This window comes from Streptomyces sp., from assembly GCF_031181705.1.
In the GTDB taxonomy this organism is placed as follows: Bacteria; Actinomycetota; Actinomycetes; order Streptomycetales; family Streptomycetaceae; genus Streptomyces.
The window spans coordinates 1-26,393 of record NZ_JAPSKN010000062.1; the positions used below are offsets into that span (position 1 = coordinate 1).

Sequence of the window (26,393 nt, forward strand, 5' to 3'; positions counted from 1 at the left end):
GGCCGGGGTCGTTCACCTCGGCCCTCGGGCCGTTCCGGCGGGCGTCCGGTCCCGGTGTCCGGGCAGCGCGCCCGCCCGCGTGCAGCAGCGCACACGCCGACGTGCGGCGGTGTGGCCGGCCGGCGGTGCGGTCCGCCGGCCGGGGAGTCCGGAGGGGTGCCGATCACCCCAAGTGACCTGCCGTTCCGGCCTGTTGAGCAGGTCGGGTCGGAGGTCGAGGTTCCAGTTGTGGAACGGGTTCTTGTGCGAGGCCCCTCGTGGCGATCACAATGCACATGACAATAGTGCAGGCGGCCGGAGATTTTCCGGCCGCCTCCGTCGCAAGAGGGGACCCCCCATGAGAAAACCTCTCGCCGCCGCGTTCCTCGCCCTGGCGATAGCCGGGGCCGGCGCGGCTCCCGCGACCGCCGCCGACGCCGCCCCCACGGGCGTCGGCAAGGCCGCGGACGCGGGCCCGGCCACGTCCGCCGTGTCGGGCGTGGTCGCGTCCGTGGAGCAGACGCTGGCCGGGCTCAACCCGTCGGTGAAGGCGGTGAACTTCGCCGGCACCGTCGCGCTCAGCAACTGCTCCGGCTCGGTCGTGCGCATGCCCGACTCCGCGAGCGACGACCCGGCGCTCGTGATGACCAACGGCCACTGTCTGGAGTCCGGTTTCCCCGGGCCCGGCGAGGTCCTCGTCGACAAGGCGTCCAGCCGCACCTTCAGCCTGCTGAACGCCTCCGGCTCGCGCGTCGCCACCCTGCGCGCCGCCAAGCTCGCCTACGGCACGATGACCGACACGGACGTCGCGCTGTACCAGCTCACCACCACGTACGCGCAGATCAAGAGCGCGTACAACATCAACCCGCTGACGCTGAGCGACAGCCACCCGGTCGCCGGCACCGCCATCTCGATCCCCTCGGGCTACTGGAAGCGGATCTACAGCTGCTCCATCGACGGGTTCGTGCCCACCCTCAAGGAGGGCGACTGGAGCTGGAAGGACTCGGTCCGCTACACCTCCGCCTGCAACACCATCGGCGGCACCTCCGGCTCGCCGGTCGTCGACCAGGCCACCAACAAGGTCGTCGCCGTCAACAACACCGGCAACGAGTCCGGCGAGCGCTGCACGGTGAACAACCCGTGCGAGGTCGACGCGAACGGCACCGTGACCGTCCGCAAGGGCATCAACTACGCCCAGCAGACCTACCGGATCCCCGCCTGCTTCGGGATCGACAACAAGCTCGACCTGTACGCGAGCGGCTGCACCCTGCCCAAGCCGTAGGGCAGGGCGCCGGCCGGGCGGTCACGCGGGAGGAGTCCCGCGGACCGCCCGGCCCGCCAGGACGTCCGTGCGCCGACCGTCCTCGATCACGAACCGGCCGTCGACCAGGACGTAGGGGATGCCCGTGGGGAGCGTGCGGGGCTCGGCGAAGGTGGAGCCCGCCGCCACCGTCGCCGGGTCGAACAGCACCAGGTCGGCCACGTACCCCTCGCGGACCAGGCCCCGGTCGGGCAGGCGCAGCCGTGCCGCCGGGCGGGAGGTGAGGTGCGCGACGCACTCCTCCAGCGACAGCACCCCCAACTCCCGCACGTAGTGGCCGAGGTAGTGCGGGAAGGTGCCGTAGGCGCGCGGGTGCGGCTTGGCGCCCTGGAGGATGCCGTCCGAGCCGCCGGTGTGCACCCGGTGGCGCATGATCTCCCGGACGTTCTCCTCGTGGCCCACGTGCTGCAGGATCGTCGGGGCCAGCCGGTCGGCCAGCAGCAGGCCGCGCGCGGTCACCCACGGATCCTCGCCCCGCAGCGCCGCCGACTCCGCGATCGTCCGGCCGACGTAGTCCGCGAGGGCCGGGTCGTTCACGCCGGAGATCTCGATGGTCTCCCACTCGACGGGCACGCCGTGGCAGCCGTCCGAGCCGATGACCTCCAGGTGGTGCCGGATGCGCTCCGCCGTGCCGTCGTCCGCCAGCCGGCCCAGGGTCTGCTCCGGGCCGCCCTCGCTCGCCCAGCTCGGCAGGACGGCCGCGAGGGTGGTGCAGCCCGGGGTGTAGGGGTAGGTGTCGAGACTGATGTCCGCCCCGGCCGCGAGGGCCTCGTCCAGCAGGGCCAGCAGCTCGGGCGCCCGGCCCTTGTTCACGCCGAAGTTCATCGTGGCGTGCGCGAGATGGAGGGAGCAGCCCGCCTCGCGGGTCAGCTCGATCATCTCCCGGTAGGCCTCCAGGGCACCGGCGCCGTAGGAGCGGTGGTGCGGGCAGTAGTAGCCGCCGTAGGACGCCACCACCCGGCACAGCTCCGTCAGTTCGGCGTCCCGCGCGTACATGCCGGGCGTGTACGTCAGCCCCGACGACATGCCGACGGCACCCTGCTCCATGCCCTCGGAGACCAGCTGCCGCATCCGGTCCAGCTCCCGCGCGGTGGCCGGGCGGTCCTCCCAGCCGACGGCGAGCGCCCGGACCGTGCCCTGCGGGATCAGGTAGGCCGCGTTGACGGCGATCCCCCGGTCCAGCCGGTCCAGGTACTCGCCGACCGTGCGCCAGTCGAAGTCGATGTCGTCCCCGGGCCCGTTCCACCCGGCGATCGCGCGGCGCACCTCACCGAGCGTGCGGTCGTCGACCGGAGCGTACGACAGGCCGTCCTGGCCGATGACCTCCAGCGTCACGCCCTGCGCGGCCTTGGCGCTGTGATCGGGGTCCCGCAGCAGGGCCAGGTCGCTGTGGGCGTGCATGTCGACGAAGCCGGGGGAGAGCACCAGCCCTTCGGCGTCCAGCTCCCGGCGTGCCGTCGGCCGCTGGCAGCCGGCCGCCGCGGCCTCCTTGACGATCGAGGTGATCCGGCCGCCGTCGACCACGACGTCGGCCCGGTACGAGGGCGCGCCGGAGCCGTCGACGACGTCGGCGTCCCGGATGACGAGCTCTTCCATCGCTTCTCGCCTCCTAGAAGAACGTGCGGACGTAGTCGACGACCGTGCCGTCCGCCTCGGCGACCGGGATCAGCTGCCACTTGTCGAACGAGGTGCACGGGTGGGACAGCCCCAGGCCCACCCAGTCGCCGACCTCCAGGTCAGCCTCCGGCGTGGTGCTCAGCCAGGCGTGCTGGTCGGACAGGGCCGTCACCGTCACGCCGGTGGCGGGGCGCTCGGCGCCGTCCCGGCGGATCACCTGCGCGAACGGCAGGTCGAGGTCGTAGGCGGCGTCCCGCTTGCCCGCGTTGAGGAAGGCCTGCTCGGCGGAGGGGCGCGACACCACCTGGGCCCAGAGGCGGAACGCCGGCTCCAGGGCGCCCTCCTCGGGCACCCGGTTGAACGGGGTCAGCTTGCGGTAGTGGCCGTCGTCGTGCGAGACGTAGGCGCCCGAGCGCAGCAACTTCAGCACGGGGCGGGACAGTTCGGGGATCTCCGTGAAGACGTCGGCGACCGCGTCGAACCAGGCGCTGCCGCCCGCGCTGACGACGATCTCGTCCACGCCGGTGAAGCGGCCCGCGTGGTCGAAGTCCGCGGCGAGCGCCACCAGGCGCCGCAGCCACGCCGTCACCCGCCCGGTGTCGGCCTCCGGCACCTCGCCCTCGTAGCCCGCGACGCCGACCAGCCGCAGCGTCCGCGTGGCGGCCACGGCGTCCGCGACCGCCGCGCACTCCGCCTCCGTGCGGACCCCCGTCCGGGCGCCCTCCCCGGCGGCGAGTTCGACCACCACGTCCAGCGGGCGGGCGGCGCCGCGCAGGGCCGCGTCCATCAGCTCGACGCCGCGCACCGAGTCGACATAGCAGACGAACCGGAAGTCCGGGTCGGCGTCGAGCTCGGCGGCGATCCAGCTGAGGGCCGCCGCGTCGACCAGTTCGTTCGCGAGGAACACGCGCCGGACGCCGAAGGCGCGCGCCACCCGCACCTGGTGCGGCACCGCCAGCGTGATGCCCCACGCGCCGTGCTCGATCTGGCGCCAGAACAGCTGGGGGGCCATGGAGGTCTTGCCGTGCGGCGCGAAGGCCAGGCCGTGCCGGGCCGCGTAGGTCTCCATGAGCCTCAGGTTGTGCTCCAGGCGCTCGGCGGACAGCGCGAGCACGGGGGTGGCGAAGCCGCCGGTGAAGAGGTTGCGGCGCTGGGCGGCCAGTGCGCCGACCGTCAGTCCGTCGGCGTCCGGCGGGAGGCCCTTGAAGCGGTGGTCGACGCGCTCTGCGGCGAGCCGGGCGAGGGGCTCGGCTGCGGTGTCGGCTGTCATAGAGCCTCCTGATCAGCGGCGTTGCATTGCTTGCAACCTTCATTGCGTATATCGCTCAACGCTGTCTAACATCTCGGCCACCGCCGGTCAATGAAAACCGCCACCCACCGAAGCCACCGAGGAGCTACGAGCATCGTGACCCCCACCGGACCCTGCAACGCCCCCGACGTCGTGGACGTCGTCGCGCTCGGCGAGTCCATGGTCACGTTCCTGCCCTCCCGGCCGGGCCGCCTCGCGGACGTGCCGTCGTTCGAGCGGGGGATCGGCGGGGCCGAGTCCAACGTGGCGTGCGTGCTGGCGGCGGCGGGGCACTCCGCGCGGTGGGTCAGCAGGGTCGGGGACGATCCCTTCGGCGACCACCTGGTGGAGGCGATCGGCGGGTACGGGGTCGATGTGACGCACGTGCGTCGCGACCCCGACCGCCCGACGGGCATCTACTTCCGCACCGCCGGGGACCGGGCCACCGACGCCCACGAGGTGGCGTACTACCGGGCCGGCTCCGCGGCGTCCGCGATGAGCGTGACGGACCCCGACCCGGCGGCGGTGCGGGCCGGCCGCGTGCTGCACCTGTCCGGGATCACGGCCGCGCTGTCCGGCAGCTGCCTGGAGCTGATGCGCGAGCTGACCCGGCGCCGCCCCGGCCGCCCCCTGGTCTCCTTCGACGTCAACCACCGGCCCGGCCTGTGGCGCGACCCGGACGCCCCCGGGGTGCTGCGCGACCTCGCCCGGGGCGCGGACCTCGTGTTCGTGGGCCAGGACGAGGCCTGGGGGCTGCACAGCGCCGACGCCGTCCGCGCCGCCCTGCCCGAACCCGACGTGCTGGTCGTCAAGCAGGGCGCCGCCGGAGCCACCGTCTTCGAGGGACGGGACGTCACCTTCGTCCCCGCGCCGCGGGTCGAGGTCGTCGCCGCCGTCGGCGCGGGCGACGCCTTCGCCGCCGGGTTCCTCTCCGCCACCCTGCGCGGGCTGCCCGTCCGGGACCGGCTGCGCCACGGGCACCTCATGGCCGCCGCCGCCCTCACCGCGCCCGGCGACCTCGCGACCCCGCCCGCCCGCGAGCACGCCGACCGGCTGGCCGCCCTGGACGACGCGGCATGGGGGAGACTGCGACTCGGCCCCGGCTGGACCGAGGACCCCCAGCGGGCCGACGAGGAGGTACCCACGCCATGAGCCAGACCGTCGACCGCGCACTCAGCATCCTGCCGCTGCTCGCCGAGGGGCCCGCCGACCTGGGGCAGGTCGCCGACCGCCTCGGCGTCCACAAGTCCACGGCCCTGCGCCTGCTGCGCACCCTGCACGAGCACGGCCTGGTCTACCGCCAGTCCGACCAGCGCTACCGCCTCGGCGCCCGGCTCTTCGCGCTCGCCCAGGAGGCGATGGAGAACCTCGACGTCCGCGAGATCGCCCACCCGCACCTGGTCCGCCTCAACGAGAGCTGCGGGCACACCGTGCACCTGGCCGTGTACGAGGAGAACGAGGTCCTCTACATCGACAAGGTCGAGAGCCGCTACCCGGTGCGGATGTACTCCCGCATCGGCAAGCCCGTCGCCATCACCGTCGCCGCGGTCGCCAAGCTGCTCCTGGCCGACCTGCCCGAGCACGAGCGGCGGGCGGTCGCCGAGAAGCTCGACTACCCCGCCTACACGGCCCGTTCGACCCCCCACGCGAGCGCGTTCCTGCGCGAGCTGGAGAAGGTGCGCGAGCAGGGCTGGGCCACCGACCTCGGCGGCCACGAGGAGTCCATCAACTGTGTCGCGGCGCCCATCCGCGGCGCCGACGGCCGGGTCGTCGCCGCGATGTCGGTCTCCGCGCCGAACGTCGTCGTCACCGCCGACGAACTCCTCACCCTCCTGCCGCTGGTGCGCCGTACGGCGGACGCCATCAGCGGCGAGTACTCCGGCAGAACACCAGTGAAGGGCACCACATGACCGACAAGACCGCACTCACCCCGAAGACCCACACCACCCCGCCGGCCAAGTTCTCCCACGGGGTGAGGAAGGGCAACATCCTCCAGGTCGCCGGCCAGGTCGGCTTCCTGCCCGCCGAGGAGGGCAAGCCGCCCACGCCCGCCGGGCCCACCCTGCGCGAGCAGACGCTGCAGACCCTGGCCAACGTCAAGGCCATCCTCGAAGAGGGCGGCGCCTCCTGGGACGACGTGATGATGATCCGCGTCTACCTCACGGACGTCGACCACTTCGCCGAGATGAACGAGATCTACAACGCGTACTTCGAGGAGCAGGGCCTGACCCAGCCGCCCGCCGCGCGCACGACCGTCTACGTCGGTCTCCCCGCGGGCCTCCTCATCGAGATCGACGCGCTCGCCGTCCTCGGCTGACCCACCCCCGCCTCCCACTCCCGCACGTCCGAGAGGCGCGGCGCCCCGATGCGCCGCGTCGCGCTCCCCCCTACCCAGAAGCTGCATGCACTTACGCAGAGGACCCCCGAATGTCCCATCCGCTCGCCGCGTCCGCCCCCGCCGAGACACCGCCCCACACGGGAGGACTGCTCCTCCTCGTCGACGGCACCGCCGGACTCCTGCTCACCGCCGCGCTCGGCATCGCGCTGCTGCTCCTGCTCATCATCAAGGTGCGACTGCAGCCGTTCGTCGCCCTGCTCGCGGTCTCCATAGCCGTCGGCCTCGCGGCCGGCCTGTCGGTCACCGAACTCTTCGGCACGGTCCAGAGGTCGGACGCCGTCTCCACCATCGAGTCCGGCATGGGCGGCATCCTCGGCCATGTCGCGATCATCATCGGCCTGGGCACCATGCTCGGCGCGATCCTCGAAGTCAGCGGCGGCGCCGAGGTGCTGGCGAGGCGTCTGCTCGGCCTGTTCGGCGAGAAGCGCGCCCCCCTCGCCATGGGACTGACCGGCCTGATCTTCGGCATCCCGGTCTTCTTCGACGTCGGCATCTTCGTCCTGGCGCCCATCGTCTACGCCGCCGCCAAGCGCTCCGGCAAGTCGATCCTGCTCTACTGCCTGCCGCTGCTCGCGGGCCTGTCCGTCACCCACGCCTTCCTGCCGCCGCACCCCGGCCCGGTGGCCGCCGCCGGTCTGCTCCACGTCGACCTCGGGTGGGTCATCCTCATGGGCGTCGTCTGCGGTCTGCCCGCCGTGGTGGCCGCGTGGGCGTACGCGGCGTGGATCGGCCGCCGCATCTTCGTCGCGGTGCCGCAGGACATGGTCGAGGCGGCCGAGGAGGCCAAGCAGGCCGTCGTCGACGAGCAGCGGGCCGCCGGGGTGGCGCCCAGCGAGCAGCCGGTCTCCCTCGGCACGGTCCTCGGCATCATCGGCACCCCGCTGGTCCTCATCCTCGCCGCGACCTTCTCCTCGATCGCCCTGGACCCCTCCACGCTCCGCTCGGTGATCGAGTTCTTCGGCAACCCGTTCGTGGCGCTGACGATCGCCCTGTTCCTCGCGTACTACCTGCTGGGCATCCGCCGCGGCTGGTCCCGCAAGTCCCTGGAGACGGTGTCGACCGCGTCCCTCAAGCCGGTCGGCAACATCCTGCTGGTGGTCGGCGCGGGCGGCATCTTCGGCGCCGTCCTCAAGGCCAGCGGCGTCGCCCAGGCCCTGTCGGACACGTTCAACGACGTCGGTCTGCCGGTGATCGTCCTGTCCTACCTGATCTCCGTGGTGCTGCGGGTCGCCCAGGGCTCGGCGACGGTCGCGATCGTCACCACGGCCGGCATCGTGGCGCCCCTGCTCTCCGAGGGCGACCACTCCCAGGCCTTCGTCGCCCTGGTCATCATGGCCATCTCGGCCGGCTCCATCTTCGCCTCGCACGTCAACGACGGGGGCTTCTGGATGGTCGCCAAGTACTTCGGCATCAGCGAGCGGGACACGCTCAAGACATGGACGGTGCTGGAGAGCGTGCTGTCGGTGGCCGGGTTCGTGGTCGCGGCCGTGCTGAGCCTGTTCGTGTAGGAGTCTGATAACGAAGTCGGGCCCGACTGTGTGCGGCACAGGTTTGTCGACCATACTGCTGCGCTGTGGAGCAGCGCATAGGTTCGAGCAGCCAGCCCCTGGAAGGCGCCGGGTTCGACCCGGCCTTCATCCCCGGGCTCACGTCACCCGCGTCCCCACGGGCGAAGGACGGAGAGCCCGCGGAGGAGCCCGAGGCCGCCGAGGCCGAGGAGACCGCCGCCGAGGTGGAGGAGACGGACACGGCGTCCTCCGCCGAGCCGGTGGAGCCGGAGGAGGACGCCGCGGCCGACGGTCCCGTCTTCGAGGCGTCCGACCGCCGCGCGCGGATCGTCGCCGACCACAGAGGCGTCCGGCTCTGCCTGGACGACCAGGAGTGCGAGTTCCGCTGGGACGAGATCGGCGCGGTGGAGACGGAGACGGCCCGCTTCGGCAAGCGGTACACCGTCACCGTCCACACCCCCGACCGGCGCTGGTACCCGATCGAGATCGAGGCGCCGGCCAGGAGCCGGTTCGCCGAGTGGGACGAGCAGTTGGACGCGGTCCTGGACGCCTACTTCGACGACGGCGTCCAGGACGGCGCACAGGACGAGGCGGCGGAAAGCGCAGAGAAGGACGCGGACTAGCCGCAGTACTGCGCTTCCTTGCCGATCGACCGGTACATGCAGTCCGCGTTCTCCAGCAACTGCAGTACCGCGTCCCGGTTACGGGAGGTCTCCCGCTCGATCACCTCGTCGGGCGGGTAGAACCCGCCCCCGCCGGACCGGGGGTACATCTCGAACGTGTAGCCGAAGATCTTGTGCACGCCCCAGAGGTAGTCGTCGATCGACCCGTCCGTGATGTACAGGTCGCTCGACTGCTGCGCCGTGTACCCGTTGCTCGCGGCCATCTTCTGCCCGACCGCCTTGAACGCCGCGTTGTCGTCCGCGGTCATCCCGGTCGTGGTGTCGGAGTACGTGTAGCCGAACGGCCACAGCACCAGCTCGCTGTACGTGTGGAAGTCGACCCCGGCCCGGATCTGCTGCCTGCCGCCGACGACCCGGCTGCGCACGAAGTCGGCGACGACCTTCACCTCCGGCGCCGACTCCGCCGCCGGGCCCCGGTAGGTCTCGGAGGACGTCGACCCCGAGGAGCCGCCGCAGCAGCCCCAGCGGTGGTTCCAGTTGCGGTTCAGGTCCGTACCGACGTACGAGGAACCTGAGTTGGGCTGCCGGTTCTTGCGCCAGGACCGGTAGGAGCCGGTGGCGATGTCGTACTCGCCGCCGTCCGGGTTGATGTCCGGCACGATCCAGATCTCGCGGTTGTTCACCATGGAGGTGACCCGTGAGTCGGATCCGTAGTCGGAGGTCAGCTCGCGCAGCAGGTAGAGCGCCATCTCGACGGTGAGGTGCTCACGCGCGTGCTGGTGGTGGGTGAACAGCACCTCGGGCTCGGACTCGTCCGTCGCCACGTTGTCGCTGATCTTGATGGCGACGATGTTCCGGCCCTGGTAGGACGTGCCGATCACGCGCTGGCTCGCGATCGACGGGTTGGCCGAGACGATCGTGTTGATCTCGCTCGTCATCTCCGCGTAGTTGTGGTACTTCGAGTCGCCCGACGGGAAGTCGAACAGCCGGACGTCGTCCTCGCCGGCGGACCGGTCGGGCACGGCGCCGAGCGGGGTGACCTCGTAGCCCCGGGCGCGCAGCCGCTTGATCTGGTCCGCGCGGCCGGAGACGACGACCCCGTGGCCGTGCACCTCGTCGACGGTCACGCCCGCGCGCTGAAGTGCGGTGCGGTCCGCGGCCGTCGAGTGCAGGTGGATCTCGTACTGCCGGATGTCGTCGGCCGCGGGTGCGGCCTTGGCGGCGCCGTCGGCGGTGGCGTCCGGTGCCGTCGCCGACAGGGGGGCGGCGAGGGCGAGTGCCAGGACGGCGGCGAGGGCGGCGGTGCGTCTGCCGGCACCGGAGCCTCGTGTGCGAAGTCGCATGAAGTCTCCTTGTGGGAGGTGGGGTTGTTCCGTGCGACGTACGTGGTGCGGGTGGCGCACATCGTTCTGCCAATGGCATGAGCAGGTCAAGACGGAAAGCGGCCGCACAGTGTACGCGTGCGGCGCGCCGGTCGAGAGCAAGCGGCCGAACTCCACCCACGGGTATGACCCGCACGTGCATATATGTGCGGAACGGGAGAGGGTGGGGGTCCGCGTAAGGGGAGCTGGAGTGTCCGGATCCCCGGACCACACCCCCAGAGGACTGGCTGATCATGGGCGGATCAGCGCCACGACGGGACCACCGGCTGCCGGTCGAGACGACCAGCTTCGTCGACCGGCGTGGCGAACTGACCGAAGGACGCGAGCTGCTGGCCCGCGCACGGCTGGTGACGCTGACCGGGCCGGGCGGCGTCGGCAAGACCCGGCTCGCCGCGCGCATCGCGGCCCGGGTCCGGCGGGCCTTCCCGGACGGGGTGCGCTTCGTCCACCTGTCCGGGCTGCACGACCCGGCGCTCGTCCCGCTGGCCGCCGCCGACGCGCTGGGCCTGTACGACCACTCCGCCCAGCCGCCGCTCGACGCCCTCGTCGAGCAGGTCCGCGACCGGCGGCTGCTGCTCGTCGTCGACAACTGCGAGCACCTCGCCGCCGCGTGCGCCCGGCTCGCCGCCGCCCTGCTGCACGGCACCGAGGGCGTCCGGATCCTCGCCACCAGCCGGCACCGGCTCGGCCTCACCGAGGAGCACCTGCTGGAGGTGCGCCCCCTGCCGGTGCCCGACCCGGACGGGGACCTGTCCGCCGCCGAGGGCTATCCGGCCCTCACCCTCTTCGCCGACCGCGCGGCCGCCGTGGCCCCCGGCTTCCGCCTCACCCCCGCCAACCTGGCGTCCGTCGCCCGCCTGTGCCGGCGCCTGGACGGCCTCCCCCTCGCCATCGAACTGGCCGCCGTCCGCATGCGCGTCCTCGACGCCGACCAGCTCCTGGACCGGCTCGACGACCGCTACCGCTTCCTCACCACCGGCAGCCCCGCGGCCCTGCCCCGCCACCAGACCCTGCGCGCGGCGGTCGCCTGGAGCCACGACCTGTGCACCGGCCCCGAACAGCTGGTCTGGGCCCGGCTGTCGGTGCTGGCGGGCAGCTTCGACCTGGAGACGGCGGAGGCGGTGTGCGCCGACGACCCCCCGCGGGACGCCCCCGCGTGGCCGGCCGGCGGCGGGCACCTCGCCGCCCCCGCCGTGCGGCAGCGGGTCCGGGGCACCGGACCCGCCCACCTCACGGACGGTCCCGGCCTCCGGCCCGCCGAAGCGCTCACCGCGACCGTGACCCTGCCCGCGCCCACGCCCGTCTCCCTGCGCACCGACGACGTACTGGAAGCCGTCGCCGGACTCGTGGACAAGTCCGTGCTGTGCCGGGAGCCCGGCCCCGACGGCGTGCGCTACCGGCTGCTCGACACCCTGCGCCAGTACGGGCTGGAGCAACTGCGGCGGACCGCCGGGGAGGAGACCGCCGCCCGGCGGCGCCTGCGGGACTGGATGCTCGGACGGGCCGAGGCGTGCGAACGCGACTGGTTCGGGCCCGGACAGCCGGAGATCGTGGCCCGCCTGCGCGCCGACCGCGACAACCTGCGCGCCGCCCTCGACTTCAGCCTCACCACCCCCGGCGAGGCACGCGCCGGACTGCACCTGGCCGGCACCCTCTGGTTCCACTGGCACGCCTGCGGCGCCCCCCGCGAGGGCCTGTACTGGCTCGACCGGGCCCTGGCCGCCAACCCGGAGCCGACCAGGGAGCGGGCCCGCGGCCTGTGGGTCGCCGGGCTGCTGGTCGCCGCCACCCAGGACCTCCCCCGGGGCAGCCGGTACGCCACGGACGCCCTCGCCCTCGCCCGCGCCCTGGGCGACAGCGCCGAGGCCGCCCACGCCGAGTACGTCATCGGCGTCCTCCGGCTGTTCGGCGACGACCTGCCCGACGCGCTGAGGCACTTCGAGGCCACCGTCGCCCGCGGGCCCGTGCCCGGCCAGCACCTCAGCCTCGTCGGCCTCGACCAGGTCGAACTCGCCTGCGCGCTGAGCTTCCTGGGCGAGACCGAGCGGGCCGTCGAGGTGTGCGAGCGGGCCCTCGGGCTGTGCGAGCGGCACGGCGAGCAGTGGGTGCGGTCGTACGTGCTGCGCATGCTCGCCCTCGCGCACACCGTGCGCGGCGACCGGGCCCGGGCTGAGCGGCACGCCCGCGAGGCGCTCCGGCTCAAATTCGCCGTCCACGACGTCATCGGCATCGCCCTCACCCTCGACCTGCTCGCCCTGATCGCCGTCGAGCGCGGCGCCCACGAGCACGCGGCCGTGCTGCTGGGCGGCGCCGACCGCGTCTGGGCCGACATCGACGCGGGCCGCTGGGGCGCCCGCACCCTCACCTCCGCACGCCGGGACTGCGAGGAGCGGGCCGGCCGGGCCCTCGGCCGCGAGGCGTTCGAGCGGGCCCACCGGCGCGGCGGCGCCCTGGCCCTCGCGGAGCTGGTCGGCCACGCGCTCCAGGAGCCGGCCACCGCCGAGTACGCCGCCCCGCCACCGCACGAGGACACCGCGGTCCGTCTCACCCGCCGCGAGACCGAGGTCGCCCGGCTCGTCGCCGAGGGGCTGGCCAACCAGCAGATCGCCGACCGCCTGGTCATCGCCCGACGCACCGCCGAAGGCCATGTGGAACGCATCCTCAGCAAGCTCGGCTTCAGCAACCGCAGCCAGATCGCCGCCTGGGTGACGGCACAGCGCTGACCGCCCGCACCCCGTCCCGCACCCACCCGAGGGGATCACATGACCACCGGACAAGCCACCCCGTTCGACCACCGCATGGCCGTCTTCGACTCCGGCGACGCCTTCGTGGCCGCCGCCCTGCCCTTCCTCGGCGAGGGCCTCGCCGCCCCCGGCGAACCCCCGCCCGTGGCGATCGCCGCCCCGCACCACCTGGACCTGCTGCGCGACGCCCTCGGCGGCGACGCCAAGCAGATCACCTGCGTGCCGCACACCGAGTGGTACACCGGCTCCGCCGCCAACGCCGTCGCCCGGGCCGCCGCCCACCTCACCGCCCACGCCGGCCCGGGCGGCCGGATCCACCTGCTGATGGAACCCGTGTGGGGCGGCCGCGCCGGACGCTCCACCCGCGAGACCACCGAGTGGATCCGCTACGAGGCCCTCGCCAACCCCCTCTTCGGCCCTCTGGCCACCACCGCCCTGTGCGCCTACGACACCCGCACCGCCGGGCCCGCCGTCGTCGCCGCGGCCCGCCGCGCCCACCCCGGCACGGAGGTGTACGAGGACCCGTTCCGGCTCGTGGCCGAACTCGACGCGGTACCGCTGCCGCTGCCCCCCGAGGGCGCCGAGCCCCTCGCCGAGCCGCACGCGGTGGCCGTGCGGAGCTGGGCGGAGCACCGGGGACTGCCCGCCGCGGACGCCGAGCTGTTCGCCACCGCCGTCGCCGGGGCCGCGGCTGCCCTGGCCCCCCTCGACGGCAGCGCCCTGCTGTGGGGCGAGGCGCCCGCCTGCGTCTGCGAGCTGCGCTCGGCCCGCCCCGTCGCCGACCCGCTCGCCGGCTTCGTCCCGCCGCCGCCCGACGGCCCGGAACCCGGCCCCGGCCTGTGGTACGCGCGGCAGGTCTGCGCCTACGTCGACATCCGCGACGACAGCGACGGCGCGACGGTCCGCCTGCAGTACGCCTAACGCCCCACCTGCACAAGCAGGTAGGGGAACGGGTAGTCCTCCCCCTGCGCCAAAGGGTCCCCGGGGATCACCCTGGAGGCATGCAGCAACTCTCCGGGTGCCACCTCCCGGACCCCGACGCCCCCTACGGCCCCTTCCCGCAACCACCCCTGGGAGCCGGCCACCTGAGCGTCGAGTACGGGCCCCGGCCCTCCGCCGTCCGCGAGGCACGCGCGCAGGTGCGCAGGCAGCTGGAGGGCTGGGGGATCGCCGAGCGCGGCGAGGTGGCGGACGTGGCCGAACTGCTGGTCGGCGAACTGGCCACCAACGCCCTGCTGCACGCCCGCAGCGGCTTCCGGCTCACGCTCTTCGCCGCGCACGGCGTGCTGCGCTGCGAGGTCGCCGACGGGGAGCGGCGGGTGCCCCGGGTGCTGGCGGCGGGCACCGGGGAGAACGGCCGCGGGATGTTCCTGGTGGACGCGCTCGCCCAGCGCTGGGGCTGCCACCGGGAAGGGTCGGGCAAAACCGTCTGGTTCGAGCTCGGCACGTGCGGGGCGGACGGCTGCGGTCGGCGACAGCCGTGACGCCACCGCTGGGTTCGGCCGTCCCCGGGGTTCGCCGGAGCCGCCGGGGGGCCGTTCCCGTCTGCGGGCGGGCGCGCAGTTCCCCGCGCCCTGGCATCGTTGCTCTCGCGCCCTCTTGTCCGTCCGGGCTGCTTGCGGTTTCTTGATCTGCATGGCGGACACCACGGGAAACACCACGGACCAGGCTCACCGGCAACCTCCCATGCGCAAATCCAGTTGGAAGTACATCGGGCCGGGCATCGTCGTCGCGGCGACCGGGGTGGGGGCCGGGGACCTGGTCGCCACGCTCATCGCGGGCAGCAACTTCGGGTACACGCTGCTGTGGGCCGCGATCATCGGCTGTCTGGTGAAGATCTCCCTGGCCGAGGCGGCGGGGCGCTGGCACCTGTCCACCGGGCGCACCCTGTTCGACGGCTGGGCGAGCCTCGGCCGCTGGACGACCTGGTTCTTCGCGGTCTACGTCGTGGTCTGGGGCTTCGTCTACGGCGCCGCGGCGATGTCGTCGAGCGCGCTGCCGCTGCAGGCCCTCTTCCCGGACGTGATGGACCTGAAGTGGTGGGGCATCGCCTGCGGACTGGTCGGGCTGGTCTTCGTCTGGTTCAACAAGTACGCGGTCTTCGAGAAGGTCATGACGGTCCTGGTGGGCGTCATGTTCGTGGTGACGGTGTACCTGGCGATCAGGGTGACGCCGAACCTCCCGGACGCCTTCGCCGGGCTCCTGCCGGTGCTGCCGGACGAGAAGGACTCGATCCTCAACACGCTGGGCCTCATCGGCGGCGTGGGCGGCACGATCACGCTCGCGGCGTACGGCTACTGGGTCAACGCCAAGGGCTGGACCGACACCGGCTGGATGAAGGTCATGCGCCTGGACAACCGGGTCGCCTACGCCACCACCGGCATCTTCGTGATCGCCATGCTGTTCGTCGGCGCCGAGCTGCTGCACTCGGCGAACGTCGCCATCGCCAGCGGCGACAAGGGCCTGATCCAGCTGGGCGACATCCTGGAGGAGGAGTACGGCGCGGCGACGGCGAAGTTCTTCCTGATCGGCTTCTTCGCCACGTCCTTCACCTCGCTGATCGGGGTGTGGCACGGCGTGAGCCTGATGTTCGCCGACTTCGTGGCCCGGCTGTCGGGCCGCGGCCAGGCCAAGGGCGAGGAGGTCGCCTCGGGCGAGCGCGAACGCTCCTGGCCCTTCCGCGCCTACCTGCTGTGGCTGACCTTCCCGCCCATGCTCCTGCTCTTCGAGGGCCAGCCCTTCCGCCTGATCATCGTCTACGGTGTGCTCGGCGCGGCCTTCCTGCCCTTCCTCGCCGGCACCCTGATCTGGCTCCTGAACTCCCCCCGCACGCCCCGCGAGTGGCGCAACGGCCCGGTGAGCAACGTGATGCTCGCCGTCGCGGGGCTGCTGTTCCTGGTCCTGTGCGTCAAGCAGATCTGGGACCAGCCGTGGGGGGAGTTCTTCTAGCGGGCCGAGGGGACGGGACGCCGGTTACGGCAGTGCGTCGACGTGCGGTCCGACGACGTTGGACCACGCGTTGCCGGAGGTGGCGTCCCAGTTGGTCGACCAGGTCATCGCACCCCGCAGGGCCGGGTAGGTCCGCGGCGGCTTGAAGCTGCCGCAGTTGGTGGCCTTCGTCAGGCAGTCCAGGGCGTTGTTGACCACGGTCGGCGACACGTAGCCGCCGCCCGCCGCCCGGGTGGAGGCGGGCACGCCGAGCCCGACCTGGGACGGGGCGAGGCCGTTCTCCAGCTGGATGCAGGCCAGGGCCGTCAGGAAGTCGACCGTGCCCTGGCTGTAGACCTTGCCGTCGCAGCCGAGCATGGAACCGCTGTTGTAGTACTGCATGTTGACGACGGTGAGGATGTCCTTGATGTTCAGCGCCGTCTGGAAGTAGGAGTTCGACGTCGACTGCATGTCGATGGTCTGCGGCGCCATCGTGATGATCAGCGACGGGCCCGCCTTCGCGGACAGGGCGCGCAGCGCCTGCGTCATGTACGTCGCGTTGAGGCCGTTCTCCAGGTCGATGTCGACGCCGTCGAAGCCGTACTCCTGCATCACGGACCAGACGCTGTTGGCGAAGTTCGTCGCCGAGGCGGCGTCGTTCACGCTGACCGTGCCGCGCTCGCCGCCGACCGAGATGATGACCTTCTTGCCGGCCGCCTGCTTGGCCTTCACGTCGGCCTTGAACTGGTCGACGGTGTAGCCGTTCAGACCGGCCGAGTCCAGGGTGAACGACACCGCGCCGGGTGTGCTCGTGGCGTCCGCGAAGGACACCGCGATGATGTCGTAGTGGGCGGGCACGTCCGAGATCCGCTGGACCGCCGCGCCGTTGTTGAAGTTCTGCCAGTAGCCGGTCACCGCGTGCTTGGGCAGGGCGGGGCCGGGGCCGGTGGTGTTGTTCGTGGTCCCGGTGACCGCCGCCGACTTGGGCGACTCACCGGCCGCGTTGGTCGCCGTGACCTGGAAGGAGTACGACGTCGAGGCCGCGAGGCCGGTCACCGTGGCCGAGGTGCCGGAGACCGCCGTGACCTTGGTGCCGTCGCGGTAGACGGTGTAACCCGTGGCGCCGGAGACGGTGTTCCAGGCGAGCGACACCGACGAGGACGTCGTGCCGGAGACGCGCAGGCCGCTCGGCGTGCCCGGGACGGTGGGGCCCGGGTCGGTGCCACCGCCCCCGTCGGGCCCGAACACCGACACGTCGTCGGCGTAGTACGCGGCCTGCCCGTACCAGCCGTGCGTGTACACCGTCACCGAAGTCGTCGACGCGCCCGTGGTGAAGCTCGTCGACAGCTGCTTCCAGGACGACGAGTCCGGGGTCCAGGTGGACACGTCCGTCGTGCCCGTGCCCGTCACGCCGAGGTAGGCGTAGCCGCCGCGCACCCAGGCGCCGAGGCTGTACGTGGAGTTGGGCTTCACCCGCACGGTCTGGCTGCACCGGGCGTTGTCCTGACCGGCGGGGGTCGCCTGCAGGGCGGACGAGCCGCTGCGCACCGGGGAGGAGACCGCCGTGCCGCTGCCCGCCGAACAGGTCCAGTCGCTCAGGCCCGACTCGAAACCGGCGTTGCGGACGTTGTTGACGTCGGCGGCGGAAGCCTGGCCGACGGTCGTGACAGAGAGGGCCAGGGCAGCCGTGAGGGCGCCCGACCACAGCCGCAGGGATCGTCTGTGTCTGGACATGACAAGAAGGTGGTCCAGACCAAAGCCGCTGTCAAGAGGTCCAGACCAACCGGTCCAGCAACAGCCCCGCGGCGCACCCCGCCAGCAGCACTCCCGTCGACATCCAGAACGCCGGGCCCGCCAGATCCAGCACGTCCGGCCGCAGCGTCAGCAGCAGCACCTGCGCCGCCGCCGGCACCGCGCAGGCCGCCGCCAGGTGACGCACCGGCATCTCCCGCCACGGTTCGGGGTGCACCCGGGCCGCCGCCCAGGTCGCGAGCACCACGCACACCAGGTTCGGCAGGTGCACCAGCGCGAGCGCGGCACCGAACGAGCCGACGCCCTCCGGGCCGACCAGCGGCCCGTACACCAGCGTCATCTGGACGTACTCGCAGACGACGAGCACCACGATGCCGACGGCCCAGGAGCGGACGAGCGTCATCACTTCTCCCCGGAGATCTCGAAGTACAGCACAACGGCGAAGCCCAGCGCGGCCATGCCGCAGCCCGCCACCAGGGCCAGCGACTGGAGCACCGGGGACCAGCTGCCCCGGCCCGCCACCGTCGCCGTGCCCTTCGGGTCGCGCGGGTCGTAGGTGACGGTGACCGGCGTGCCCTTCGCCGTCGACGAGCCGGCCAGGTCCTCGAACTCGACCCGCGTGCCGTCGGCCGTACGGAAGGCGAAGAAGTGCCGCCGGGCGTCGGAGCGGCCGTAGGGCTCGGTCTCCACCCGGACGCACTCGCCCCCGGTCCGTACCCCGCGCCGCAGCACCCGCGCGAGAGTCACCAGCCGTCTCGCGTACCGCCACGCCAGCGCCCCGAACAACGCCACCAGCAGGGCGAGGACGACGTATCCGGCGCCCGGCACCTCCACGGCTAGTGCACCTCGACCGAGTCGATGATCCGGTCCAGGTCCCCGTCCGGGAGGGTGCCCCGCTGGGCGTCGATGCGGATCGCGAACGTCGTGTCCGACGAGTCGAGGCCCGTCAGGATCACTCCCTTCACCGGGGTGCCCTTGGCCGGGCCGCCGTCCTCGCCGGTCGCCTCGAAGGAGAAGTCGATCCGCTTCGCCTCGTCGGTGCCGGCCAGCTCCACGTCCCTCTGGCCCTCGACCTTCGCGCCCAGCTGGATGCCGGCCTCGGCCGCGATCGCGGCCTGCCCGGCCGAGTTCGCCTCGGTGAAGCCGAGCTGCACGGTGATGACGGAGACCTTCCGGCCGCCCTCGGTGCGCACCGCGGCCGCGGCGTTGTGCCGGCCGCGCTCGGCGGCGCTCTGCTCCTCGTACCCCTTCGGGTACGACACGTCCACGCCCTTGGTCCTCAGCGTCCCCCAGCCGTCGGGCACCGAGGCCGCGCCGGAGCCGGAGCTCCCGCAACCGGTCAGGGCCACGGCGGTCGTCAGCAGGGCGGCGGCCAGGCAGGCACGGCGGGTGTTCATCGGTTCGGGCTCCCGTTTCGTCAGTTCGCACAGTAGCTGTAGGGAAGATAGGAGCGACCGTCCCCGCGGGGCGCGCCCAGGAACTCGGCGCCGGTCAGGGTCTCCGACTTCTTCTCCGTGCTGATCGTCATGCCCAGACTGAGCCCGAGATTCAACTCGAAGCCGTACTCGGCCGCGTTCACGTCGCCCGTGTACGTCATCCGGCTCGACCTGCCCTGGTCGAACATCAGCTGCCCGAAGGGGTCGTCGGCGCCCGGGCGGGACGTCGGCGCGTGGTCGGAGAACATGTACTGGAAGGGCGTGGCGAGCTGCTCGTTGCTGCTGTCCAGCCACTGCTCGGCGACCGCCCGGTCCCGGTCGCCGGCCGGACCCGGGTCGAAGGTGAGGGAGTTGGTGACGATCTCGATGCCGGTCTGCGAGTCGGTGCCCTTCACCCCGGCGTTCCCGCCCCGCTTGTCACCGTCCTGCTTGCCGTTGTCGCCGCCCGCCTTGGCGCCGTCCTTCTGGCCGCCCTTCTCCACCGTGCGGGTCATGTCGACGCGGACCAGCTTGCCGGTCTTCTTGTCATAGGTGACCGTGATGGTGCCCGTCTGGACGGTGTTCGCCGCGTACTCGCCGCTGAGCGGGCCCGCCTCGTAACCCACCTTGGAGCCGTACTCGATGGACGAGGAGTACGTGTACGACTTGGTGTTCTTGTAGGCGTTGTCGGTCCAGGTGACCTCCGGGGCGTACTTGAAGGTGCCGCCGAGCGCCGCGCTCAGCTTCTTCTCGTCGCCCGCGGAGATCTTCAGGCCCGCCGACGCCGAGGCCTCCAGGCCGACCTTGCCGTAGGTGATCTTCCGGTTGTCGCCGAGGTGCTCCTTGATCCGGTTCTGGGTGTCCTCCTCGTCCTTGAGGGGGCCCGTGCCGAAGAGGTAGAGGATGCTGTCGCCGACGCTCGCCTCCGCGCCGCCCGGCATCGTGCGGCGCATCTCGTACATCTGGAGCTTCTCCACGTCGTCCCGGAAGCGCTGGGCCTCCTCGGGGCTCTGGAAGACCCAGGTGTCGCCGTTGGTGACCTTGATGCCGAGCCCCAGCTCCACCTTGTCCGCGCCGAACTTGCCGACCTTCATGCCCGGCTTGAAGTCCTTCTTCGCGGCGACCGAGGAGGCGTCGGTGAAGGTCAGGTAGACCAGCTGGTCGCTGTCGTCGACCTTGCCGTCGCCGTTGACGTCCGTCTTCGCCTTCAGGTGCTGCTCCTGGAAGCCGTACTCCTTGCCGATCTCCCAGAAGAAGATCTTCGCCTTGGAGCCCGCCTTGTCGGTGACGGAGGACACCTGGCACAGCGCCGGCTCGAAGTCGGCGTCGGTGAGCGGCTTGCCCGGGCCGGGCGTCCCCGTCCCGCAGTCGCCACCGCCCGCGACCCGGCAGACCTGTGCGGCGAGCCTGTCGTAGATCAGCTGCCCGACCCCGGTCGCCGAGAGGGCGAGGACGATCGCGGCGCTGACGACCACCATGCCGAGGTACTCGGTCCCGGTCGCGCCGCGGTCGTCGAAGACCGGTCTGTGCCCGTACGCCCGTATGCCGCCCCCGCCAGCCATACGGCACCCCTCCTTGCCCGAACCACCTCTGCGTGGACGGCGAGCGTAGATACGCGCCGGCGCCCGGGGCGTGGGCCTCAGGGCCCAAAGGAAGGCCCACCGTCAACTCTGGGCCCGCTGGGCCCACCGCCCAAGCCCGCCCGAGCCCTTCCCGTGACCGGCAAGATGCTCAACGTGCCCCGTTTTGAAGCGTCTTGTGCAACGGCAGTTGCTCACCAGCTACACAAACGCTGTTCTCCGGTCACAGAGCCGTGGATACAGTGCTGAGGTAGTCACGCAGTGAAGTCGACACGGTGCGCCGGAGTGACACCCGGCGTTCCGACGGGCATGGGGAAAACGGGGAGCTGCGCGTGCCAACTGCCATTGCCGTGACCAGTGCCGACATGGCGCTGCCGCCACAGGACGAACGCACCCTGCCCGCCGTCGTGCTCAGGGACCTCGCCGAGCGCCCCCTGGAACAGGCGCTCGCCGACCTCCAGGCCCTGGTCGAACAGCACGGGCACGTGATCGTGGTCTGCTCACCGGCCGCGCCCACCGCCCTGCGACGCCGCCTGCACACCCTGCGCTCGCTGATGGAGACCGACCGCGTCGCCCTGTTCCGTCCGGACCTGCCGCCCCTCGGACTGGCCGTGCTGGCCCGCCAGTTGCGCCAGCTCGCCTCCTGCGACATCAGCCCCGGCGTGCTCGCCTCGGCCGGCCGGCTGCTCGTCCACTACATCCACGCCGGAGCGCTGCTCAACTCCGTCGCCCGCCTCGACCACGTCCCCGTCGGCCTGAAGTCGCACGCCAAGTCCTGGGTGCCCGGCAGCCAGTTCGGGGTCCTCGCCCACCCCGAGCCGAAGCTCGTGAAGATCACCCCCGAAGCCCTGCTGCCCGGGCCGGAGTTCGGCACCTGGATGCTGGTCGCCAAGGGACAGCTCCAGTCCGACTGGGTCAGCGCCACCCTCGCCCCGGCCTGGAACGTGCAGGGCCTGCGCGAGACGCAGTTGCCGGCCGAGTCGCCGCCCTGGTGGGGCACCGGCAAGTTGATCGAGTTCTGCAGCTACCTGCCCGACCTGTCCGTCCTCTACCAACTGGTCACCTCCGTACGGCGCAGCCGCTGCCACTGGTGCGGCATCGACGTCATCGGCGACCGCTGCGTCTTCTGCTCCGCCACGCCGCCCGTCCACGACACCGCGCCCCCGAAGCAGCCAGAGAACCGGACGGCCGCCGGGTGAGCCCGCGCACCGCCCTCCGGCACCGCTCCCGTCCCGCTCGACCGATATCCCCAACGAGGTTGTACGGTTCATGAATTCCCGTCAGCGCCGCGGCGTGATTCTCCTGCTCCTGTCGGTCGTCTGCGCCCTCGGCGCCTTCGCCGGCGTGCTGTCCGTCATCAGCGACGTGGAGTCCAAGGTCGGTCCCGAGGTCACCGCCTACCGGCTCAAGTCCGACGTGCCGCCCTACACCACCCTCAGCACGGGCCAGTTCGAGAAGATCAAGATGCCCGAACGGTGGCTGTCGGACAACGCGGTCACCGACCTGCGCGAGATCCAGGGCAGGATCGCCGTCACCACCCTGAAGGCGGGCTCCCTGCTCCAGTCGGACATGATCGTCCGCCAGCCGGCCCTCCAGCCCGGCCAGCAGGAGGTCGCCATCATGATCGACGCGGCGACCGGCGTGGCCGGCAAGATCACCCCCGGCGCCGCGGTCAACGTCTACGCCACCTTCGAGGGCGCGCGCGAGGGCGACCCCGACCAGTCGAAGATCATCGTCACCAACGCCAAGGTCCTCGACGTCGGCGAACTCACCGCCCTCAACCCCGACGAGAGCAACCGCACCCAGCAGCCCACCGACGCCGTCCCGATCACCTTCGCGCTGTCCGCCCTGGACGCCCAGCGCGTCACCTACGCCGAGTCGTTCGCCAAGCGGGTCCGGCTCGCCCTGGTCGCGCCCGGCAGCGACACCACCGTCCCCGAGCGGGAGCGGACGTACGAACTCGCGAAGGACAAGTGAGAGCGCATGCCCACGAGGATCCTCCCGGCGGTCGGTGACGCGGACGCGGTCCGGTCCGTCACGACGCTGCTCAGCCAGCTCCCGGACGCCGAACCGGTCTCCCCGGTGGTCGACTCCACGCAGCTCATCGACACCCTCGCCCGCCTGGCCGCCGAATCGGTCGACGAGCTGCCCGAGGTCGTGATCGTCCACGAGCGGATCGGCCCCGTCCCCGCGCTGGAGCTGATCCGTGAGGTCGCCCTGCGCTTCCCGGCCGTCGGCGTCATCCTCGTCACCTCCGACGCGAGCCCCGGCCTCTTCCAGGCCGCCATGGACTACGGCGCCCGCGGCCTGGTCGCCCTGCCCCTCAGCTACGAGGAACTCGCCAGCCGCGTCCAGGCCGTCGCCCAGTGGTCCACCGGTGTCCGCCGGCACCTCGGCTCCGGCGGTGACGTCTTCACCGGCGTCGGCGGCACCGTCGTCACGGTCAGCGGCGCCAAGGGCGGCGTCGGGGCCACCCTCACCGCGATCCAGCTGGCCCTGGCCGCCCAGGCGTCCGGCCGCAGCACCGCCCTGGTCGACCTGGACCTGCAGACCGGTGACGTCGCCTCCTACCTGGACGTGCAGTTCCGCCGCTCCGTCGTCGACCTGGCCGCGATCACCGACATCTCCCCGCGCGTCCTGGCCGACGCGGTCTTCCGCCACGACACCGGCGTCGCCCTGCTGCTCGCGCCGGCCGAGGGGGAACGCGGCGAGGACGTCACCGACCGCGCCGCCCGCCAGATCGTCAGCGCCCTGCGCTCCCGCTACGAGGTCGTCGTCATCGACTGCGGCGCCCAGATCGGCGGCGCCGGCGCGGCGGCCGTGGAGATGGCGGACCGGGCCCTGCTGGTCACCACGCCGGACGTGGTGGCCGTACGGGGCGCCAAACGGGCGGTGCGGATGTGGGACCGGCTGCAGATCCGCAAGGCCGAGGAGACGACCGTCGTGGTCAACCGGCACTCGCGCGCCACGGAGATCCAGCCGCCCCTGATCCAGAAGATCACCGGCACGGCCGTCGCGGCCACCGCCGTCCCCGCCAACTTCAAGGAACTGCAGAGCGTGGTGGACGCCGGCCGCATCCACGAACTGGAGAACAAGAGCGCGGTGAAGCAGGCCCTGTGGGGCCTGGCGGCCGAACTGGGCCTGGTCAAGGCCCCCGAGGGCACCGGGAAACCGGGCCGGTTCCGGGGCGGCGACCGGGGGTCGGTGAGCCTTCGGCGGAGAAGGGAGGGGTGACATGGTGCTGGAACGTCGGAACCGTGATCAGGGCCAGGTGACCATCGAGTTCCTCGGCATGACGCCGACGATCCTCGTCACGCTGATCGCGCTGTGGCAGGTCGTCCTCGTCGGCTACACCTTCGTCCTCGCGGGCAACGCGGCGGACGAGGCGGTGCGGGCGGGAACGGCGGTGGGGGCGGGCGCACGGCAGGGCGCGTGCCAGGAGGCGGGACTGCGGCACCTGTCGGAGGCGTGGCGCTCCGGCGCCACGGTGACCTGCGGCGGCTCGGGCTATGTGACGGCCGACGTGCGCCTGGAGGTCCCGATCCTCTTCCCGGGCACGCTGTCCTTCCCGTACGCCGTCAAGGGCCACGCGGGCGCGGTCGAGGAGGAGACGGACTGACATGGCTCGAATCCGCGAAGGCCGGGACCGCGGCCAGGTCGCCATCGAGTACATCGGCTTCCTGCCGATCCTGCTGCTCGTCGCCCTGGCGGCCGTACAGCTCGGGCTGATCGCCTACACCGCCCAGCAGGCGGGCACGGCGGCCCGGGCCGGGGCGCGCAGCGCGTCGCTGAACGGACCGCACGAGGCGGACTGCCGGGCCGCGGTGAGCAGCTGGCTGGCGGACGGCACCAGTTGCCCGGCGTCGATCGGCGGGGACGAGGTGACGGTCACGGCCACCGTGCAGATCCCCTCCGTCGTTCCGGGCTGGGACTTCGACCCCGCCGTCAAGACCGCCACGATGCCGCGCGACCACTGAGCAACGAGCGAGGAGCACCGCACTCATGAGCCTGCGAGCACGCATCAACACCCCCGAGGAGAACGGCAACCGGGGTGAGGACGGCCACATGGTCGCCTCCTACCGGGCCAAGCTCCTGGAGGAGATCGACCTCGCGGAGATGAGTTCGCTGGCCGCCGCCGAGCGCAGGGCGAGGCTGGAGCGGGTGCTCGGGCACATCATCAGCCGCGAGGGCCCGGTCCTGTCGACCGTGGAGCGCTCGCAGCTGATCCGCAGGGTGGTCGACGAGGCCCTGGGCCTGGGCATCCTGGAGCCGCTGCTGGAGGACGCGTCCATCACCGAGATCATGGTCAACGGCCCGGACGCGATCTTCGTGGAGCGCGGCGGCCGGGTCGAGCAACTGCCGTTGCGCTTCGCCTCCAACGAGCAGCTGATGCAGACGATCGAGCGGATCGTCTCCACGGTCAACCGCCGCGTCGACGAGTCGAACCCGATGGTCGACGCCCGGCTGCCCTCCGGCGAACGCGTCAACGTCATCATCCCGCCGCTGTCCCTGACGGGCGCGACCCTCACCATCCGCCGCTTCCCGCGCTCCTTCACGCTCCAGGAGCTGATCGGCCTCGGCTCGCTCGACGAGTCGATGCTGTACCTGCTGGCGGGCCTGGTGCAGGCGAAGTTCAACATCATCGTCTCGGGCGCGACGGGCACCGGCAAGACGACGCTGCTCAACGCCCTCTCCGGCCTCATCCCGGAGGGCGAACGCATCATCACCATCGAGGACTCCGCCGAACTCCAGCTCCAGCAGCCGCACGTCATCCGCCTGGAGTCGCGTCCCCCGAACGTCGAGGGCAAGGGCCAGGTCACCATCCGCGACCTGGTCCGCAACTCCCTGCGCATGCGCCCCGACCGGATCGTCGTCGGTGAGGTGCGCGGCGGCGAGTCCCTCGACATGCTCCAGGCGATGTCCACCGGCCACGACGGCTCACTGGCCACCGTCCACGCCAACAGCGCCGAGGACGCGCTGATGCGGCTGCAGACCCTCGCGTCCATGTCGGACGTGGAGATCCCCTTCGTCGCCCTGCACGACCAGATCAACAGCGCGGTCGACGTCATCGTGCAGCTGACCCGCTTCGCGGACGGCGCCCGCCGCATCACCGAGATCGCGCTGATGGACAGCCACGGCAGCGACCCGTACCGCCTGGTCACGGTCGCCCGCTTCCACGCACAGCCGATGGCCGCCGACGGCCGCATCTACGGCGCCTTCGAGTACCACCCCCTCCCGCGCCGCACCGCCGACCGCCTCTACATGGCGAGCCAGCCCATCCCGCAGGCCTTCGGCATCGCCCGGACCGCGGACCAGCTAGCCACCCGAGAAGCCAGGTAGGACCGACCGATGGAACTGCACCAGCTCATCACGCTCACCACCGGCATCACCCTGCTGACCTGCGTCCTCGCGGTCATCGGCCTGCACTCCTACGCCATGGGCAAGGCCCAGCGCCAGGCGCTGGTCGACCGCCTGTCCTCGACCGGCCAGATCCCGGTCGCCGGCCGCCGCCGCCACTTCCGCGGCATCGACCGCCGCCTGCGGCGCACCAAGCTCGGCAGGAAACTGGAACTCCGCCTGGCCGCGACGGGCCTGGACATCACACCGGGTGAGTTCTTCGTCTACATGCTGGCGACGGTGGCGGGCCTGTGGCTGATCGGCCAGGCGGCCCTGGCACCGTTCTTCGGACCGCTGGCGGGGCTGCTGGGCGTGTGGGTGGCGATCCAGTTCCTCAACTGGCAGCGGCAGAAGCGGATCGAGAAGTTCATCAACCAGCTTCCGGAGATGTCCCGGATCCTGGCGAACGCGACACAGGCGGGGCTGGCTTTGCGGACGGCTATCGGTATGGCGGCGGAGGA

Annotated in this window: 25 protein-coding genes; 17 read left to right on the top strand and 8 right to left on the bottom strand. The window is 72.0% G+C overall.

The window, feature by feature from the left end; translation table 11 throughout:
- Positions 1–337: 337 nt before the first annotated feature.
- Positions 338–1,261, top strand: a complete 924-nt coding sequence (locus RIN80_RS14320) for a serine protease (RefSeq protein ID WP_309095959.1) — start codon at positions 338–340, stop codon at positions 1,259–1,261.
- A 21-nt stretch (positions 1,262–1,282) separates the two neighbouring features.
- Here RIN80_RS14320 and RIN80_RS14325 read toward each other — a convergent pair whose 3' ends face one another.
- Both RIN80_RS14325 and RIN80_RS14330 read right to left on the bottom strand, forming a co-directional pair.
- The gene (locus RIN80_RS14325; protein ID WP_309095960.1) at positions 1,283–2,896 is read right to left on the bottom strand and encodes a D-aminoacylase; all 1,614 of its coding nucleotides are present in this window, start codon (positions 2,894–2,896) and stop codon (positions 1,283–1,285) included.
- Positions 2,897–2,909: 13 nt separating this feature from the next.
- Positions 2,910–4,187 carry an amino acid deaminase gene (locus RIN80_RS14330; RefSeq protein ID WP_309095961.1) on the bottom strand — a complete coding sequence of 426 codons (1,278 nt, stop codon included), beginning with the start codon at positions 4,185–4,187 and terminating at the stop codon, positions 2,910–2,912.
- Positions 4,188–4,322: 135 nt separating this feature from the next.
- On the opposite strand from RIN80_RS14330, the gene RIN80_RS14335 reads away from it, so the two are divergent.
- From RIN80_RS14335 to RIN80_RS14355, 5 genes are all read left to right on the top strand, one after another.
- Positions 4,323–5,357, top strand: coding sequence for a sugar kinase (locus RIN80_RS14335; protein WP_309095962.1), 1,035 nt, complete (start codon positions 4,323–4,325; stop codon positions 5,355–5,357).
- Positions 5,354–6,115 (top strand): IclR family transcriptional regulator, encoded by a 762-nt coding sequence (locus tag RIN80_RS14340; RefSeq protein WP_309095963.1) that lies wholly within the window; start codon positions 5,354–5,356, stop codon positions 6,113–6,115. The genes RIN80_RS14335 and RIN80_RS14340 overlap by 4 nt, the downstream gene beginning before the upstream one ends.
- Positions 6,112–6,522, top strand: a complete 411-nt coding sequence (locus tag RIN80_RS14345; RefSeq protein ID WP_309095964.1) for a RidA family protein — start codon at positions 6,112–6,114, stop codon at positions 6,520–6,522. Before RIN80_RS14340 ends, RIN80_RS14345 begins: the two co-directional genes overlap by 4 nt.
- 110 nt (positions 6,523–6,632) lie before the next feature.
- Positions 6,633–8,111, top strand: coding sequence for a gluconate:H+ symporter (locus RIN80_RS14350; RefSeq protein ID WP_309095965.1), 1,479 nt, complete (start codon positions 6,633–6,635; stop codon positions 8,109–8,111).
- A 65-nt stretch (positions 8,112–8,176) separates the two neighbouring features.
- Positions 8,177–8,734, top strand: coding sequence for a hypothetical protein (locus tag RIN80_RS14355; RefSeq protein WP_309095966.1), 558 nt, complete (start codon positions 8,177–8,179; stop codon positions 8,732–8,734).
- Here RIN80_RS14355 and RIN80_RS14360 read toward each other — a convergent pair.
- Positions 8,731–10,077, bottom strand: a complete 1,347-nt coding sequence (locus RIN80_RS14360) for a M14 family metallopeptidase (protein ID WP_309095967.1) — start codon at positions 10,075–10,077, stop codon at positions 8,731–8,733. The two genes, RIN80_RS14355 and RIN80_RS14360, sit on opposite strands and share 4 nt — an antisense overlap.
- Before the next feature lie 272 nt (positions 10,078–10,349).
- Here RIN80_RS14360 and RIN80_RS14365 point away from each other — a divergent pair, with 272 nt between their 5' ends.
- From RIN80_RS14365 to RIN80_RS14380, 4 genes are all read left to right on the top strand, one after another.
- Positions 10,350–12,839, top strand: a complete 2,490-nt coding sequence (locus RIN80_RS14365; RefSeq protein ID WP_309095968.1) for a LuxR C-terminal-related transcriptional regulator — start codon at positions 10,350–10,352, stop codon at positions 12,837–12,839.
- A 39-nt stretch (positions 12,840–12,878) separates the two neighbouring features.
- Entirely contained in the window at positions 12,879–13,781 is a 903-nt protein-coding gene (locus tag RIN80_RS14370; RefSeq protein WP_309095969.1) for an MEDS domain-containing protein, read from the top strand.
- Between the two features lie 80 nt (positions 13,782–13,861).
- Entirely contained in the window at positions 13,862–14,344 is a 483-nt protein-coding gene (locus RIN80_RS14375; RefSeq protein WP_309095970.1) for an ATP-binding protein, read from the top strand.
- Positions 14,345–14,495: 151 nt separating this feature from the next.
- Positions 14,496–15,809 (top strand): Nramp family divalent metal transporter, encoded by a 1,314-nt coding sequence (locus RIN80_RS14380; RefSeq protein ID WP_309095971.1) that lies wholly within the window; start codon positions 14,496–14,498, stop codon positions 15,807–15,809.
- 24 nt (positions 15,810–15,833) lie between these two features.
- Here the strand turns inward: RIN80_RS14380 and RIN80_RS14385 are convergent, their stop codons facing one another.
- The 5 genes from RIN80_RS14385 to RIN80_RS14405 are packed head-to-tail and all read right to left on the bottom strand — an operon-like array spanning position 15,834 to position 20,517.
- A complete protein-coding gene (locus RIN80_RS14385) occupies positions 15,834–17,522 on the bottom strand; it encodes a glycoside hydrolase family 18 protein (RefSeq protein ID WP_309095972.1) in 1,689 nt (562 codons plus the stop codon).
- Positions 17,523–17,553: 31 nt separating this feature from the next.
- Positions 17,554–17,943: a hypothetical protein gene (locus tag RIN80_RS14390; protein ID WP_309095973.1), complete on the bottom strand. Its 390-nt coding sequence runs from the start codon at positions 17,941–17,943 to the stop codon at positions 17,554–17,556.
- On the bottom strand, positions 17,943–18,374 hold the full coding sequence (locus RIN80_RS14395) for a DUF3592 domain-containing protein (RefSeq protein WP_309095974.1): 432 nt from the start codon (positions 18,372–18,374) through the stop codon (positions 17,943–17,945). The genes RIN80_RS14390 and RIN80_RS14395 overlap by 1 nt, the downstream gene beginning before the upstream one ends.
- A 2-nt stretch (positions 18,375–18,376) precedes the next feature.
- A complete protein-coding gene (locus tag RIN80_RS14400) occupies positions 18,377–18,937 on the bottom strand; it encodes a hypothetical protein (RefSeq protein WP_309095975.1) in 561 nt (186 codons plus the stop codon).
- A 20-nt stretch (positions 18,938–18,957) separates the two neighbouring features.
- The gene (locus RIN80_RS14405; RefSeq protein WP_309095976.1) at positions 18,958–20,517 is read right to left on the bottom strand and encodes a hypothetical protein; all 1,560 of its coding nucleotides are present in this window, start codon (positions 20,515–20,517) and stop codon (positions 18,958–18,960) included.
- 350 nt (positions 20,518–20,867) lie between these two features.
- Here RIN80_RS14405 and RIN80_RS14410 point away from each other — a divergent pair, with 350 nt between their 5' ends.
- From RIN80_RS14410 to RIN80_RS14440, 7 genes are all read left to right on the top strand, one after another.
- Positions 20,868–21,734: a hypothetical protein gene (locus tag RIN80_RS14410; RefSeq protein WP_375141694.1), complete on the top strand. Its 867-nt coding sequence runs from the start codon at positions 20,868–20,870 to the stop codon at positions 21,732–21,734.
- Between the two features lie 70 nt (positions 21,735–21,804).
- On the top strand, positions 21,805–22,512 hold the full coding sequence (cpaB, locus tag RIN80_RS14415) for a Flp pilus assembly protein CpaB (protein ID WP_309095977.1): 708 nt from the start codon (positions 21,805–21,807) through the stop codon (positions 22,510–22,512).
- Between the two features lie 6 nt (positions 22,513–22,518).
- The gene (locus RIN80_RS14420) at positions 22,519–23,769 is read left to right on the top strand and encodes an AAA family ATPase (RefSeq protein ID WP_309095978.1); all 1,251 of its coding nucleotides are present in this window, start codon (positions 22,519–22,521) and stop codon (positions 23,767–23,769) included.
- Between the two features lies 1 nt (position 23,770).
- Positions 23,771–24,154, top strand: coding sequence for a pilus assembly protein (locus RIN80_RS14425; protein ID WP_309095979.1), 384 nt, complete (start codon positions 23,771–23,773; stop codon positions 24,152–24,154).
- Between the two features lies 1 nt (position 24,155).
- Complete coding sequence (locus tag RIN80_RS14430) at positions 24,156–24,512, top strand: TadE/TadG family type IV pilus assembly protein (protein WP_309095980.1); 357 nt, start codon at positions 24,156–24,158, stop codon at positions 24,510–24,512.
- A 25-nt stretch (positions 24,513–24,537) separates the two neighbouring features.
- Positions 24,538–25,875, top strand: a complete 1,338-nt coding sequence (locus tag RIN80_RS14435) for a CpaF family protein (RefSeq protein WP_309095981.1) — start codon at positions 24,538–24,540, stop codon at positions 25,873–25,875.
- Between the two features lie 9 nt (positions 25,876–25,884).
- A partial coding sequence (locus RIN80_RS14440; RefSeq protein ID WP_375141695.1) for a type II secretion system F family protein occupies positions 25,885–26,393 on the top strand: 509 nt, incomplete at its 3' end.

Bases quoted from the DNA above. Each gene is read 5' to 3' on its own strand.
- RIN80_RS14320 (WP_309095959.1), top strand. From the start codon at position 338: ATGAGAAAACCTCTCGCCGCCGCGTTCCTCGCCCTGGCGATAGCCGGG.
- RIN80_RS14325 (WP_309095960.1), bottom strand. From the start codon at position 2,896: ATGGAAGAGCTCGTCATCCGGGACGCCGACGTCGTCGACGGCTCCGGC.
- RIN80_RS14330 (WP_309095961.1), bottom strand. From the start codon at position 4,187: ATGACAGCCGACACCGCAGCCGAGCCCCTCGCCCGGCTCGCCGCAGAG.
- RIN80_RS14340 (WP_309095963.1), top strand. From the start codon at position 5,354: ATGAGCCAGACCGTCGACCGCGCACTCAGCATCCTGCCGCTGCTCGCC.
- RIN80_RS14345 (WP_309095964.1), top strand. From the start codon at position 6,112: ATGACCGACAAGACCGCACTCACCCCGAAGACCCACACCACCCCGCCG.
- RIN80_RS14350 (WP_309095965.1), top strand. From the start codon at position 6,633: ATGTCCCATCCGCTCGCCGCGTCCGCCCCCGCCGAGACACCGCCCCAC.
- RIN80_RS14360 (WP_309095967.1), bottom strand. From the start codon at position 10,077: ATGCGACTTCGCACACGAGGCTCCGGTGCCGGCAGACGCACCGCCGCC.
- RIN80_RS14365 (WP_309095968.1), top strand. From the start codon at position 10,350: ATGGGCGGATCAGCGCCACGACGGGACCACCGGCTGCCGGTCGAGACG.
- RIN80_RS14370 (WP_309095969.1), top strand. From the start codon at position 12,879: ATGACCACCGGACAAGCCACCCCGTTCGACCACCGCATGGCCGTCTTC.
- RIN80_RS14375 (WP_309095970.1), top strand. From the start codon at position 13,862: ATGCAGCAACTCTCCGGGTGCCACCTCCCGGACCCCGACGCCCCCTAC.
- RIN80_RS14380 (WP_309095971.1), top strand. From the start codon at position 14,496: ATGGCGGACACCACGGGAAACACCACGGACCAGGCTCACCGGCAACCT.
- RIN80_RS14385 (WP_309095972.1), bottom strand. From the start codon at position 17,522: ATGTCCAGACACAGACGATCCCTGCGGCTGTGGTCGGGCGCCCTCACG.
- RIN80_RS14390 (WP_309095973.1), bottom strand. From the start codon at position 17,943: ATGACGCTCGTCCGCTCCTGGGCCGTCGGCATCGTGGTGCTCGTCGTC.
- RIN80_RS14400 (WP_309095975.1), bottom strand. From the start codon at position 18,937: ATGAACACCCGCCGTGCCTGCCTGGCCGCCGCCCTGCTGACGACCGCC.
- RIN80_RS14405 (WP_309095976.1), bottom strand. From the start codon at position 20,517: ATGGCTGGCGGGGGCGGCATACGGGCGTACGGGCACAGACCGGTCTTC.
- cpaB (WP_309095977.1), top strand. From the start codon at position 21,805: ATGAATTCCCGTCAGCGCCGCGGCGTGATTCTCCTGCTCCTGTCGGTC.
- RIN80_RS14420 (WP_309095978.1), top strand. From the start codon at position 22,519: ATGCCCACGAGGATCCTCCCGGCGGTCGGTGACGCGGACGCGGTCCGG.
- RIN80_RS14425 (WP_309095979.1), top strand. From the start codon at position 23,771: ATGGTGCTGGAACGTCGGAACCGTGATCAGGGCCAGGTGACCATCGAG.
- RIN80_RS14430 (WP_309095980.1), top strand. From the start codon at position 24,156: ATGGCTCGAATCCGCGAAGGCCGGGACCGCGGCCAGGTCGCCATCGAG.
- RIN80_RS14435 (WP_309095981.1), top strand. From the start codon at position 24,538: ATGAGCCTGCGAGCACGCATCAACACCCCCGAGGAGAACGGCAACCGG.